Source organism: Streptomyces sp. NBC_01478, from assembly GCF_036227225.1.
GTDB lineage: Bacteria > Actinomycetota > Actinomycetes > Streptomycetales > Streptomycetaceae > Streptomyces.
In genome coordinates, this window is sequence record NZ_CP109444.1 from 42,346 (window position 1) to 55,409 (window position 13,064).

General features: G+C 69.0%; 12 protein-coding genes. 8 read left to right on the plus strand and 4 right to left on the minus strand.

From position 1 onward, the window contains the following. Nucleotides 1-11: 11 nt before the first annotated feature. The 3 genes from OG223_RS00200 to OG223_RS00210 form a co-directional block, all read right to left on the minus strand. The gene (locus OG223_RS00200; protein ID WP_329240556.1) at nucleotides 12-662 is read right to left on the minus strand and encodes a DsbA family protein; all 651 of its coding nucleotides are present in this window, start codon (nucleotides 660-662) and stop codon (nucleotides 12-14) included. 280 nt (nucleotides 663-942) lie between these two features. Continuing rightward, nucleotides 943-1,428, minus strand: a complete 486-nt coding sequence (locus OG223_RS00205) for a hypothetical protein (RefSeq protein ID WP_329240559.1) — start codon at nucleotides 1,426-1,428, stop codon at nucleotides 943-945. Nucleotides 1,429-1,577: 149 nt separating this feature from the next. Next, on the minus strand, nucleotides 1,578-2,117 hold the full coding sequence (locus tag OG223_RS00210; RefSeq protein ID WP_329240562.1) for a MarR family winged helix-turn-helix transcriptional regulator: 540 nt from the start codon (nucleotides 2,115-2,117) through the stop codon (nucleotides 1,578-1,580). Between the two features lie 364 nt (nucleotides 2,118-2,481). Here OG223_RS00210 and OG223_RS00215 point away from each other — a divergent pair, with 364 nt between their 5' ends. The 8 genes from OG223_RS00215 (at nucleotide 2,482) to OG223_RS00250 (ending at nucleotide 11,974) form a co-directional block, all read left to right on the plus strand. Next, nucleotides 2,482-2,937, plus strand: coding sequence for a flavin reductase family protein (locus OG223_RS00215; protein WP_329240565.1), 456 nt, complete (start codon nucleotides 2,482-2,484; stop codon nucleotides 2,935-2,937). 40 nt (nucleotides 2,938-2,977) lie between these two features. Next, complete coding sequence (gene hpaB / locus OG223_RS00220) at nucleotides 2,978-4,429, plus strand: 4-hydroxyphenylacetate 3-monooxygenase, oxygenase component (RefSeq protein WP_329240568.1); 1,452 nt, start codon at nucleotides 2,978-2,980, stop codon at nucleotides 4,427-4,429. Further along, on the plus strand, nucleotides 4,429-5,874 hold the full coding sequence (locus OG223_RS00225) for a fumarylacetoacetate hydrolase family protein (RefSeq protein WP_329240569.1): 1,446 nt from the start codon (nucleotides 4,429-4,431) through the stop codon (nucleotides 5,872-5,874). Before hpaB ends, OG223_RS00225 begins: the two co-directional genes overlap by 1 nt. Further along, the gene (gene dapA / locus OG223_RS00230) at nucleotides 5,871-6,803 is read left to right on the plus strand and encodes a 4-hydroxy-tetrahydrodipicolinate synthase (RefSeq protein ID WP_329240571.1); all 933 of its coding nucleotides are present in this window, start codon (nucleotides 5,871-5,873) and stop codon (nucleotides 6,801-6,803) included. Before OG223_RS00225 ends, dapA begins: the two co-directional genes overlap by 4 nt. Continuing rightward, nucleotides 6,800-8,287, plus strand: a complete 1,488-nt coding sequence (hpaE, locus tag OG223_RS00235; protein WP_329240573.1) for a 5-carboxymethyl-2-hydroxymuconate semialdehyde dehydrogenase — start codon at nucleotides 6,800-6,802, stop codon at nucleotides 8,285-8,287. Before dapA ends, hpaE begins: the two co-directional genes overlap by 4 nt. After that, nucleotides 8,284-9,279: a 3,4-dihydroxyphenylacetate 2,3-dioxygenase gene (gene hpaD, locus OG223_RS00240; RefSeq protein ID WP_329240575.1), complete on the plus strand. Its 996-nt coding sequence runs from the start codon at nucleotides 8,284-8,286 to the stop codon at nucleotides 9,277-9,279. Before hpaE ends, hpaD begins: the two co-directional genes overlap by 4 nt. Before the next feature lie 61 nt (nucleotides 9,280-9,340). Then, complete coding sequence (locus OG223_RS00245) at nucleotides 9,341-10,285, plus strand: helix-turn-helix domain-containing protein (protein WP_329240579.1); 945 nt, start codon at nucleotides 9,341-9,343, stop codon at nucleotides 10,283-10,285. 255 nt (nucleotides 10,286-10,540) lie between these two features. Then, nucleotides 10,541-11,974, plus strand: coding sequence for an aldehyde dehydrogenase family protein (locus tag OG223_RS00250; RefSeq protein WP_329240582.1), 1,434 nt, complete (start codon nucleotides 10,541-10,543; stop codon nucleotides 11,972-11,974). 229 nt (nucleotides 11,975-12,203) lie between these two features. On the opposite strand, the gene OG223_RS00255 is transcribed toward OG223_RS00250, so the two are convergent. After that, complete coding sequence (locus OG223_RS00255; protein WP_329240585.1) at nucleotides 12,204-13,064, minus strand: MBL fold metallo-hydrolase; 861 nt, start codon at nucleotides 13,062-13,064, stop codon at nucleotides 12,204-12,206.

Sequence of the window (13,064 nt, forward strand, 5' to 3'; positions counted from 1 at the left end):
TGTGGGTGGCTTCAGGCGGCCGCGGTGGCGGCCACGTGCTGGTCCAGGGCGTGGGTGAGTGCGTCGGCCGAGGCGACCGGGCCGCCCAGACGGTCGGTGCCGTGGGCGGTGTGCAGCAGCAGCGTTGGGTAGGCATCGACGCCCAGACGGCGCACCTCGAGGAAGTCGGCCTCGGCCTCGGCACGGGCGGCGGGCGAAGCGAACACGGCCGCCACCGCCTCGGCGTCCAGACTCAGCTCGGCGGCGAGGTCCCGGTAGACCTCGCTGTCGGACAGACTGCGGCCGTCGACGTACCAGGCACGCTGCATCGCGGCCGCCGCGTCCAGGGCGTTCACGCCTGGCTGGCTGCGCAGCGCGACCAGGCCGACGGCGGCATCGGCGGAGTCCATCACCACGTTTCCGTCCGCCAGCGCGGCCCGGTACCCGTCGCCGAAAGTGACACCGGTCAGTTGGGTGACGCGCTCGTTGGCGCCGGGGATGTGCGGGTAGGCCGACACCGGAAGTGCGCGCGAGCCGGTGAACAGACCGCCGGACAGCACGCGCAGCTCAAGCCGGTCCGCGTTGGCGGCGGCGAACTCATGCAAGGCGGGCCCGAAGCCGTAGCACCAGCCGCAGTAGGCGTCGAAGGCGTAGGTCAGCCGAATGCGCTCCACAGAACTCATCGCGCTTCGTCCTTTCCGGAATCCGTCACCCGGCTCTCTGCAGCGGTCGGGTCGATGCCATCAAAACTATGCTCAGAGGCCTGTAGTTGCCGGATACGCAGACGACTCTCCATGGTCAAAATCCGACTGCCCGACGGTCCCTCAGGGGGAAGGGCGAGATTACGGACGGAGTCGGCTGCACGTCATGCAGATGCCACGCAAAACGCCCGGCCGGAGATGTCCGGCCGGGCGTTTCGTGGGCGCGACAGGGCAACCCCACGTCTGCCCTGTCGCTGTGCGGCTAGCGCGCCGTGGTGTTTCCTTCGCCGCCGACGACGACGGGGGCGCCCTTCACCGGCGTGGACTCGCCGAGCTTCCAGCCCTTCGGCTTCGCGCCGGGCACCTCGACGACCTTGACGTCGGACGGCTTCTCGGTGGTGTTTCCTTCGCCGCCGACGACGACGGGGGCGCCCTTCACCGGCGTGGACTCGCCGAGCTTCCAGCCCTTCGGCTTCGCGCCGGGCACCTCGACGGCGGACGGCTTCTCGCCCGTGACGGGGCCGCCCTCGACGACCGTGAGGTCTCGCAGCTTCTTGGCGGTGCCCGGCTTGATGTGGTGCGGGTGGGGGTTGCCGGGCGCCTCGACGGCCGTGGTGCCGTGGTGCTTGGTGGTGCTGCTGCCGGTCGAGGCCGCAGCGGCAACCCCGCCCGAGGCGAGCAGCACGGCCAGTGCGCCGGCCATCACGGCACCCTGGCGACGCGAGATGCTGTTCGTACGCAGCTTCATGTGATCAACTCCTTCGCAGGTGGAGGGAGACAGGGGTACCGGCACGAGTCCGGCCCCGTTTCCCTCGGAATCGAGTACGAGGCAACTCTCGGCCCTGCCTGCTGAAGATCCGCTGAACGTCCTGAAGATCTCCTTCAGCACCTGATGTCTCAGGCCCGATGCCTGGCGTCGAAGTCGACGGAGTGGGTGGTCAGCTTGCCCAGGAGCTCGATCAGCGTGCGGGTCTCGTCCTCGCTGAGGGCGCCCGCCCACTCCTGCTCCCGCTTGTTGTGGGCGAGGAACGCGGAGGTGATCGCTTCCTGGCCGGAGTCGGTGAGCGAGAGTTCCACGGCGCGTCCGTCGTAGGCCGCGCGCTCCTTGCGCACCAGGCCGTCACGCTCCAGCGTGTTCACCAGCGCCGACACGGCCGCCCGGCTCATGCCGGACAACTCCGCGACCTTCCTCGCCTCGACCGGGGCGGACAGCCAGATCGCGAACAGCACACGGAACCCGGGCCACGACCAGCCGCGCGGCCGGTGCACGGTGGATTCGAGGTCGTAGACCACCATGTTGGCCGCCCGGTGGAGCGTGAACACCAGCCGCATGGCGAGCGGCTCGATGCCGGGCAGTTCCCGGGAGACCCGCTCGACGGCGTAGTCGATGAACGACCAGAAGTGCAGATGCTCGGGGTCGGACGGTTCCAGGGTCATCCTCGGAGTGTAGGTCGCTGGAAGATACGGGCCCGTTCACCTGCGAGCGCGAGGTTTCCGACCAGTGACAGAGGGATGTCGCTCGGGTCTTCCCAAGGGCTGGCACAGGGGGTACGGTGCCAATTAATCAAAGCTTTGACTACATGATTTCGGTCTGATTCATACCGATTCCTTTGGTCTGTTCCTCCCGGTTCGCACTTTGCGTTCCGATGGTGCGAACCGCCCGGTGGAGCATCCCGCCAGATGCCCCACCGGCCTCCCCCGTCGCGATCCGCCACCGGCGACCGCACTGTCAGTGCCACTCATGGGAGTCCCCATGCCCGAAGCTCTAGCTCCCCCCAACCCTGGCGCCCTGCGCGCCTCAATGTCCCGATTCGCCACGGGCGTCACCGTCGTCACCTACGACGGCGAGGACGGCCCTCGGGGAGCCACCATGAACTCCTTCACATCCGTGTCGGCCGACCCTCCACTGGTGCTGCTCAGCGTCGCCCGCCGGGCCCGCTGCCATGACCCGCTCCTGCGTCAGCCGTTCTGCGTCAACGTCCTCGGCGCCGAACAGGAGCGACTGGCCCGCCTGTTCGCCGGGGCTCAAGGCTTGGGCAAACCCGGCTGGGTCGCCGGCGCCCGGGTGCCACGGCTGGCCAATCCCCTCGCCTGGATCGAGTGCGACCCCTGGCGCGCGTACGACGGCGGCGACCACACCCTCGTCGTCGGTCATGTCACCGACCTGGGCCACCGCGACGGTGACGCCCTCACCTACACCTGGAGCCGCTTCGGCACGGCCGCCGAGTCGTCCGACGGCATCGAACACCTCATCTGACGTCCCGCCTTCCCGCCGACTCCCCCTCAGGAGCATCACCATGGCCGCACGTACCGGCAAGGAATACCTCGAGCGACTGTCCGCCTCCCGTCCCACGGTGCACATCCAGGGCGAGACCATCACCGGCGGTGTCCAGGACCACCCGGCCTTCCGCAATGTGGTGCGCACCTACGCCGAGCTGTACGACCTTCAGCACTCCGCCGAGCACAAGGACACCCTGACCTACACCTCCCCCACCTCCGGCGAGCCGGTCGGCACCTCGTTCCTTACCCCGAAGACGCCGGAAGACCTGGTCAAGCGGCGCAAGGCGTTCAAGGTGTGGGCCGACTACAGCAACGGCATGCTCGGCCGCACCGGCGACTACATGAACAGCTCCCTGATGGCGCTGGCCTCCGCCGCCGACTGGTTCGCCCAGGCCAACCCCGCCTTCGGCGAGAACATCCGCCGCTACTACGAGAAGGTCCGTGAAGAGGACCTGCTGTGCACGCACACCCTGATCCCGCCGCAGGTCAACCGTGCGATGGCCGGCACCCAGCAGGCCGGCGGCAAGCTGGCCGCGCGGATCGTGAAGGAGGACGACAACGGGGTCGTCATCCGCGGCGCGCGGATGCTCGCCACCATCGCCCCGTTCGCCGACGAGATGCTCGTCTTCCCCTCCACCGTGCTGCGCGGCACCCCCGAGGACAAGCCGTACTCGTACGCCTTCGCCATCCCCAACGACACGCCCGGCCTGCGCTACATCGCCCGCGAACCGCTCGACTACGACCGCCCCCGCCACGACCACCCGCTCTCCTCCCGCTTCGAGGAGTCGGACTGCGTGGTCGTCTTCGACGACGTGCACGTCCCCTTCGAGCGCTGTTTCGCGCTCGGCGACGCCGAGTTGTGCAACGGCTTCTACTCCCAGACGTCGTCCGTGGTGCACATGACGCACCAGGTCGTCACCCGGACGTCCGCCAAGACCGAGTACATCCTGGGTCTGGTGTCCCTGCTGACCGAGGCCATCGGCATCGAGCAGTTCCAGCACGTCCAGGAGGACATCGCCGAGATCATCACCACGCTGGAGATGCTGCGCGCCTTCCTGCGCGCCGCCGAGGCCGACGCCGAGATCAACGAGTACGGCGTCCTCACCCCGGCCTTCGCCCCGCTGAACGCGGCCCGCAATCTCTACCCCAAGCTCTACCAGCGCTTCCCGCAGATCCTGCGCAAGCTCGGCGCCTCCGGCCTGATGGCCACGCCGACCGAGCTCGACATCAACGGCCCGGCCGCCGCCGACATCGAGGCCTACCTGCAGTCCGCGACCCTGACCGGCCCGGAGCGCGTGAAGCTGTTCCGGCTGGTGTGGGACACCTGCATCTCCGCCTTCTCCAGCCGCCAGGCCCTGTACGAGTACTACTTCTTCGGCGACCCGGTCCGCATGGCAGGCGCCTACGTGAAGTCCTACGACCGCGAGCCCTACAAGGCCAGGGTCCAGGAATTCCTGGAGCGTTCCTGATGACACATCCGCTCGGGAACCCTCCGTCGAAGATCATCGCGGTCCACCTCAACTACCCCAGCCGGGCGAAGGAACGCGGACGGGCACCGTCGCAGCCCTCGTACTTCCTCAAGCCGCCGTCGTCCCTGTCCGGTACCAAGGAGGCGATCATCCGGCCCGAGGGGTGCGAACTCCTCGGCTTCGAGGGCGAGATCGCGCTCGTCATCGGCTCGCGCGCCCAACACGTGACGCCCGAGGACGGCTGGTCGTATGTGCGCTGGGTGACCGCCGCCAACGACGCGGGCGTGTACGACCTGCGCTACGCCGACAGCGGCTCCAACGTCCGATCCAAGGGCGCCGACGGCTTCACACCGATCGGACCGCGGCTGCTGGACGCCCGTGAACTCGACCCCGCCGCCCTGCAGTTGCGCACCTGGGTCAACAGCGAGCTGGTCCAGGACGACACCAGCGACACACTGCTCTTCCCTTTCGGGCAACTCGTCGCCGACCTGTCCCGGCTGGTCACACTGGAGCCCGGAGACGTGATCCTCACCGGCACACCAGCCGGCGCCTCCGTCGTCTCGCCAGGCGATCTGGTCGAGGTCGAGGTGAGCGGCGGCGGGCTGTCCACCGGGCGGCTGCGCAATCCGATCGCCGCGGGGCCCGCGCTCGACCCGTACGGCGCCATGCCCCGCGTCGGTCCGGCAGAGCGCGAGGCCGCATACGGCTCGGCGTACATCCCCGAGCCGCTGCTCGGCAAGGAGATCGAGGACGGTCTGCGCTCGGTGGCAGTCGCCACGCTCAGCGCACAGCTGCGCAAGCGCGGTCTGCCGCACATGTCGATCGACGGCGTACGTCCCACACAGCCGGGCACCGGCATGGTCGGCGTCGCCCACACCCTGCGCTATCTGCCGCTGCGCGAGGACCTGTTCCAGAAGTACGGCAACGACATGAACGCCCAGAAGCGGGCGATCGAAGAGCTGCGCCCCGGCCAGATACTGGTGATGGACGCCCGGCGGGACACCTCCGCAGGAACGCTCGGCGACATCCTGGCTCTGCGCGCACAGCAGCGCGGTGCGGCCGGCGTTGTCACCGACGGCGGGCTGCGCGACAGCGCGGCCGTGACCGACCTCGGCCTGCCGGTCTACCACGGCGGGGAGCACCCGTCCGTCCTCGGCCGCCGTCACGTCCCCTGGGACACCGGTGTGCCGATCGCCTGCGGCGGCGCCCTGGTCCAGCCCGGCGACCTGCTCGTGGGGGACGCGGACGGCGTGGTGGTCGTACCACCCGAACTGGCCGGGGAGCTGATCGCCGACTGCCGTGAGCAGGAGGCACAGGAGCGGTTCATCACCGAGCAAGTGCGGGCCGGACACGGCATCGAGGGGCTCTATCCGCTGGGTCCCCAGTGGCGTGAGGCCTATAAGCAGTGGCGCAAGCAGCACGACGTGGGAGGAGAATCCCTGTGAAGTTCCGAAGCGACCCGTCCACAATCCGCGGGTCCATCGCTCCGGTGGTCACGCCGTTCACCGCGGACGGTGCCGTCGACCACGACAGCCTGCGGGCACTGATCCGCTTCCAGCTGGAGTCCGGCTCGCACGGCATCTCGCTGGGCGGCTCGACCGGTGAGCCCAGTGCGCAGTCCGCCGCCGAGCGGATCGCGGGGATGCGCACGGTCGCGGACGAGATCGGCGACCGCGTCCCGTTCCTACCGGGCACCGGCTCGCACAAGCTCGACGAGACTCTCGAAATCACCGCCGCCGCCCAGGAGTTGGGCGCCGACGCGGCGCTCGTCATCACTCCGTACTACGCGCGGCCCACGCAAGAGGCTCTCTACCAGTGGTACGCGACGGTGGCCCGGGAGTTCCCCGACCTGCCGATCGTCGCCTACAACGTGCCCTCCCGCACCGCCGTGGACATCGCGCCGGAGACGGTGAAGCGCCTGTTCACCGACTTCGACAACTTCGTCGGGGTCAAGGAGACGACGAAGGACTTCGAGCACTTCTCGCGCGTCATGCACGCCTGCGGCCGCTCGCTCCTGGTGTGGTCCGGCATCGAACTGCTCTGTCTGCCGCTGCTGGCGCTGGGCGGCGCCGGGTTCGTGTCGGCCGTCGCCAACCTCGCGCCGACGGCCGTGGCACGGATGTACGAGCTGTGGGAGGCGGGCGATTTCGACGCCGCCCGCGATCTGCACTACCGGCTGCACCCGCTGGTCGACCTGCTGTTCGTGGAGACCAACCCGGCGCCCGCGAAATGGGTGCTGCACCAGCAGGGCCGCATCGCCTCCCCCCATGTCCGCCCGCCCCTCATCACCCCCACCGACGCGGGTCTGGCAAAGATCCGCACGCTGCTCGCCGAGGGCGGCACTCTCACCGCACCGATCGGAGTCGTTCAGTGACCATCGTCCCCGGGAGCCTGCCCTCCGCCATCCGCCACTGGATCGGCGGCGAACTCGTCGACGCGGCCGACGGCCGTACTTTCGACGTCTCCGGGCCGGTGTCCAACACTCCGTACGCGCAGGCCGCGCGCGGTTCGGCGGCCGACATCGACCGGGCGGTGCGGGCGGCCGGCGCCGCCTTCCCGGAGTGGGCCGGGCTGTCCAACCGGGCGCGCGCTAGCACGCTGTACCGCATCGCGAATGCCGTCGAGGCCTGCCATGACCGGCTCGCCACCTACGAGACGTACGACACCGGACTGCCGATCACCCAGGCACGCGGCCAGGCCCGCCGGGCCGCGGAGAACTTCCGCTACTTCGCGGACGTCATCGTGGCGCTGGGCGAGGAGGCGTTCCGGCAGGGCGAGGAACAGTTCTCCTACGTCCGGCGCACACCGGTCGGAGTGGCCGGACTGATCACACCCTGGAACACGCCGTTCATGCTGGAGAGCTGGAAGCTGGCGCCCGCGCTGGCCTCCGGCTGCACGCTGGTGCTGAAGCCGGCCGAATGGACACCGCTGTCCGCGTCGCTGTGGCCGGAGATCTTCGCTACGGCGGGCGTGCCGGCCGGGACAGTGAACATCGTCCACGGCATCGGCGAGGAGGCCGGGCAGGCTCTCGTCGACCACCCGGACGTGCCGCTGATCTCCTTCACCGGCTCCACGGACACCGGCCGCCACATCATCCGCTCCAGCGCCCAGCACCTGAAGACCACGTCGATGGAGCTGGGCGGCAAGTCCCCGGCCGTCGTCTTCGCCGACGCCGACCTCGAAGCCGCCCTGGATTCGGTCGTGTTCGGGGTGTTCTCCCTCAACGGCGAGCGCTGCACGGCCGGTTCACGGGTGCTGGTGGAACGGCCGCTGTACGCGGAGTTCGTTCAGCGCCTCGCCGAACGTGCCGCCAACGTACGCGTCGGGCTGCCGTCCGACCCGGCGACCGAGGTGGGCGCACTCGTCCACGCGGAGCACTACGAACGCGTCCTGAACTACGTCGAGATCGGCAAGAAGGAGGCCCGCCTCGTCGCGGGCGGCTCCCGGCCCGACCACCTGAGCGAGGGCAACTACCTCCAGCCAACCGTCTTCGCCGACGTGCCCCGCGACGCCCGCATCTTCCAGGAGGAGATCTTCGGCCCGGTCGTCGCCGTCGCTCCCTTCGACGACGAGGCCGAGGCGATCGAACTCGCCAACGCGACCCGGTACGGCCTCGCCGCCTACATCTGGACCTCCGACCTCAAGCGCGGACACCGCATCGCCCACGCCGTCGAGTCCGGCATGGTCTGGATCAACTCCCACAACATCCGTGACCTGCGCACGCCCTTCGGCGGAGTCAAGGACTCCGGCGTCGGCCGCGAGGGCGGCGCCCACTCCATCGACTTCTACACCGACTCCAAAATCGTCCATGTCGCCCTCGGCGACGTCCACACCCCCCGTTTCGGCGCTGCCTCATGAACGCACCTGATGTCGTCCGGTCCGCGTACGCCCAGCTCGCCGTCACCGACCTCGGCGCCGCCCGCTGGTTCTGGGTCGACATGCTCGGCTTCCACGTCCAGTACGAGGACTCCGGCTCCCTCTATCTGCGCGGAACCGACGAGCTGACCCACCACTCCCTGGTGTTGCGCAAAGGCAAGGTCGCGGCCCTCGACCACATCGCCTACCGGGTCCGCACCCCCGAGGACGTCGACAAGGCGGAGAAGTTCTTCGCCGAACTCGGCCGCCCCGTCAAGCGGCTGAAGAAGGGAGAGGGCACGCGCGGCATCGGCGATGCGGTGCGGGTGGTCGACCCGCTGGGCTTCCCCGTCGAGTTCTTCTACGAGATCGACCGCGCCGAACGCCTGATCCAGCGCTACGACCTGCACCGCGGCGCCGAGATCGCCCGCCTGGACCACTTCAACATCTGCACCCCCGACATCCCGGCCGCCTACGCCCACTACAAGTCGCTGGGCTTCGGCTGCTCGGAGACCATCGAGGGCGACGAGCACGAGCTGTACGCGGCCTGGATGTACCGCAAGCAGACCGTGCACGACGTCGCCTTCACCGGCGGCGACGGCCCCCGCCTGCACCACCTGGGCCTCGCCACCCACGAGTCCCACCAAGTCCTGCGCACCGCTGACCTGTTCGGAGCCGTGCGCAAGGAGCACCACATCGAGCGCGGCCCGGGACGGCACGGCGTCTCCAACGCCTTCTACGTCTACCTCCGCGATCCCGACGGCCACCGCGTGGAGATCTATACCTCGGACTACTACACCGGCGACCCCGACCACGAGACGTACCGCTGGAACGTCCACGACGACCGCCGCCGCGATTTCTGGGGCAACGCCGTCATCGAGTCCTGGTACAAGGAGGCCACCCCGGTCCTCGACCTCGACGGCCGGCCGCAACCCGTCTCCGACGCCCTCCTGGACGAGGCCGCCGTCAAGGTCGGCGCCGACGGCCTCGGCTGAGTCTCCCGGGGGCCCGAATACCGGGGCCCCCTCTTCCACACAGGAGAGCACCGTGCGCTCAGTGACGACACCTCAGGACGACACGTCCGCCGGACGCTTCGAATTCTGGCGCGAGGTCGTCCGCCGAAGCTTCGTGCCCATGGAAGCCGTACCGGGCGAGACGTCCGACTTCCACGCTTCCCTGCACACCTCCCACCTCGGCGCCGTGCAGGTGTCGGTCGTGGCCGCGCAGCCGCACGGTGTCACCCATACCTCTGGGCACATCACCTCCGACCAACCCGACTTCGTCAAGGTGAGTCTGCAGCTGACCGGCCGCTGCCGCCTGGCCCAAGGGGACCGCCAAGCCCTGCTGGCCCCCGGCGAGTTGGCCATCTACGACACGCGCCGCCCCTACACACTCGACTGCGAGCTGCCGTACAGCATGCTCGTGCTGATGTTCCCGCGCGCCCTGCTGCGGCTGACGGAACAGGAGCTGGCGAGGGTCAACGCCGCCACCGTCCCGTGCCAAGAGGGACTGGGCCCGGTGGTCCAGCCCTTCCTGCGCGGCCTGGCCCGTCAGGTGCGGGAGCTGCAAGGAGTGGGCGAAGACCGCCTCGCGGACAGCGCGGTCGACCTCGTGAGCGCTCTGCTCGCGCAGCACGGCAGCTCTTCCGCTCACCGAGAAGACGGGCCGGAGGCGCTCAGACAGCGCATCCTCCTCTACATGGAGCAGCGGCTCGCCGATCCCGAGCTGGGCCCGGACCGGATCGCCGCGGCCCACCGCATCTCACGCCGCTACCTCTACAAGCTCCTGGCCGAACAGGGGCACACGGTCTCCGGCTGGATCCGCGAGCGGCGGCTCACACAGTGCCGACGTGACCTCGCCGATCCCGCACTCGCCGGCCTCCCCATCGGCGCCGTGGCCGGCCGCTGGGGTTTTCCCGACGCGGCGCACTTCAGCCACGCGTTCAAGGCGGCGTACGGCATGAGCCCTCGGGAGACCCGTGAAGCGGCTCAGGCCCAGTAGCCGGACGGGCAAGGTGTACGCGCAGTCCTCATCCGGCAGTGCCGGGGGCCTGTCGTTTCGGCGCCTTACGGGAATCCGTGCCCGGCACCGCAAGACGTCGTGCACGCCACCGCAAACCGGGATCTCCCACCAGAGCGACGCTCACCGTATGCGAGCCGCACACTCCGCCGACGACCGAGCCGGGCGGCGAGTGGTCATGTGCCCGCTTCGTCCTGGCAGCGACAGGACCGACGACTCAGAACACAGGAGCACACAATGAGCCAGACCCTCTTCATCGGCGGCACCTGGCAGTCGGCCGCGTCCGGCGCCGAGTTCGACACCGTCGACCCGGCGACCGGTGCGCCGCACGCACGGTGCGCCGACGCCGACCGAGCAGACGTGGACGAGGCGGTCGCGGCAGCCCGGGCAGCGCTCGACAGCCCCGCCTGGGCGGGTCTCGCGCCGGCGGAACGGGCTCGCATCCTGTGGCGCGTGGGCGACCTGATCGACGAACATGCCGAAGAACTAGCCCAGCTGGAGACCCTCGATCAGGGCCAGCCGATCGGCGTTTCGCGGATGGTGAGCGTCAAGGTCGCAGCCGAGCACTTCCGCTACTACGCGGGCTGGGTCACCAAGCTCTACGGCGAGACGGCTCCGATGTCTTTTCCCAACGTGCTGCAGTACACCAAGCGGGAGCCGGTCGGCGTGTGTGCGCTCATCACCCCGTGGAACTTCCCCCTGATGATCGCGAGTTGGAAGATCGCGCCCGCGCTGGCATGCGGCAACACCGTGATCGTCAAGCCCGCGGAGCAGACGCCCATGACCACGGTCCGGCTCGTCCAGCTGTGCCAGGAGGCCGGCATCCCGGACGGTGTGGTGAACCTGCTCACAGGCGGCCCGAAAGCCGGTCGCGCACTGGTCGAGCACCCGGGCGTCGACAAGGTCTCCTTCACCGGCTCCACCGAGACCGGCCGCGCAATCGTGCACGCTTCGACAGGCAATCTGAAGCGGGTCTCGCTGGAGCTCGGCGGCAAAGCGCCCAGTATCGTGCTGCCCGACGCCGACCTCGACGCGGCCGTCGCTGGGTGTCTGCAGGGTGCGCTCCTCAACAGCGGGCAGGTGTGCGCCGCGTACACCCGCTTCCTGGTCCACCGCTCGTTGGCCGACGAATTCGCCGAACGCTGCGCCAAGGCGGCCGGTCAGATGCGCCTGGGGCCGGGCAACGCCGAAGCCACCGACTTGGGCCCGCTGGTCACTGCCGAGCACCGCGCGCACGTCCACGCGCTCGTCCGCAGCGGCGTTGACGAGGGGGCGGCCCTGGTCACCGGCGGCTCTTCCGCCGACCTGCCCGGCTACTTCTACCGGCCCACTGTCTTCACCGGCGTCCGCGACGACATGCGTATCGCTCGCGAGGAGATCTTCGGCCCCGTGCTCGCGGTCCTCCCCTTCGATGAGGAGGACGAGGTCGTCGCCCGCGCCAACGACACCGAGTATGGGCTCGCCGCCGCCGTCTGGACCCGGGACGTGGCAGCAGCCCACCGCGTCGCCAGCCGCGTCCGCGCCGGAACCGTGTACATCAACATGTCCAACCCAGTGGACGCCTCGACACCCTGGGGCGGCTACGGGTCCAGTGGGTGGGGCCGCGAGATGGGCAGCGGCGCCATCGACCTGTACACCGAGGTGAAGAGCGTCTGGACGTCGCTGGCATAAGCGGGCTGCCGGTCCACACCTGTCCACGTCGATCTGTAATCTGCTCGCCGACGGACGGCTCCGGCCACCGTATCGATCCGGGGCGGAGCCGTCCTGAGCTCCCGTCCTGACCGGTGCTCTGGAGAAGGTCGTGCACCAGCATGGTGATCTGCGCGGGCGCTCCGAAGGGACCACCGCGGAAAGTGCCACACACTCGCGGGCGCAACGCCACGTTCGCAGAGAGTCGACCTCAGCTCTGTGCATCCATGAGCGCGGTGGCCGTGAGCCACACGACCGCCTGGTTGAGGCGTTCGGGATGAAGGGCGCACAAGGCATCGAAGAATTCGATGCGGCTCGTTGTCGAGTTCAGGAGCCGGTCCGCGTCACGGATGTACTGCCGAGTTTCCTCGATGGTGTCCGGACTGTCCGGAAGCGCCTTGTTCTTGTGTCCGCAGACGATGTGGCGCGGCGCGAGCTTCTCGACCGTGTCGAGCGCCTGAAGCCACTTTGCACGCCCTCCATCCGCAGACTCGGAGAGGTACACGTGCACGCCGTTGTAAACGACATCGCCGGCGACGACGAGCCCGATCGAGGGAACGTGAAGCACGGTGGTGCCGTCGGTATCGGTGTGCCCGACTTCGACGGAGCGCAGAACGTTGCCCTCCAGAAGAAACCCTTGCGGTGGTACGGGCTGTGCGAGCACGGGAGTCGGCGGGATCTGGCCGGGGAACAGGTTGTCCCACTGGGCCTTTCTGAACTCCGCCGAGCTCTGCTGCCGCATGAGACGGATGCTGTCCTCGCCGGCGAGGACCACGGCGCCGGGGAAGCGCTCGACCAGAGGGCCGGAGGCGAACCAATGGTCACCGTGGCCGTGGGTGATGAAAATGTGTTCGAGGTGCTTGCCCGACCGTTCGACCCAGTCACCCACCCTCTGGGCCTGATCGATCGTCAGCGGGGGATCGACCAGTACTGCGTTCTCTTCCCCATAGATCAGCGTGGTCGACATCGGCGACCAGGAGAACAGCTCTCCGTTGGGGATGGGATCCGTGACGCTGGTGGGGATCGGATCGGAGATGAAGACTTCGTACGCCAAGTCGGTCTGGGAGACCAT

Excerpts from the sequence above, each read along its gene's own strand:
- OG223_RS00200 (WP_329240556.1), bottom strand. The coding sequence starts at position 662 with ATGAGTTCTGTGGAGCGCATTCGGCTGACCTACGCCTTCGACGCCTAC.
- OG223_RS00205 (WP_329240559.1), bottom strand. The coding sequence starts at position 1,428 with ATGAAGCTGCGTACGAACAGCATCTCGCGTCGCCAGGGTGCCGTGATG.
- OG223_RS00210 (WP_329240562.1), bottom strand. The coding sequence starts at position 2,117 with ATGACCCTGGAACCGTCCGACCCCGAGCATCTGCACTTCTGGTCGTTC.
- OG223_RS00215 (WP_329240565.1), top strand. The coding sequence starts at position 2,482 with ATGTCCCGATTCGCCACGGGCGTCACCGTCGTCACCTACGACGGCGAG.
- hpaB (WP_329240568.1), top strand. The coding sequence starts at position 2,978 with ATGGCCGCACGTACCGGCAAGGAATACCTCGAGCGACTGTCCGCCTCC.
- OG223_RS00225 (WP_329240569.1), top strand. The coding sequence starts at position 4,429 with ATGACACATCCGCTCGGGAACCCTCCGTCGAAGATCATCGCGGTCCAC.
- hpaD (WP_329240575.1), top strand. The coding sequence starts at position 8,284 with ATGAACGCACCTGATGTCGTCCGGTCCGCGTACGCCCAGCTCGCCGTC.
- OG223_RS00250 (WP_329240582.1), top strand. The coding sequence starts at position 10,541 with ATGAGCCAGACCCTCTTCATCGGCGGCACCTGGCAGTCGGCCGCGTCC.
- OG223_RS00255 (WP_329240585.1), bottom strand. The coding sequence starts at position 13,064 with ATGGTCTCCCAGACCGACTTGGCGTACGAAGTCTTCATCTCCGATCCG.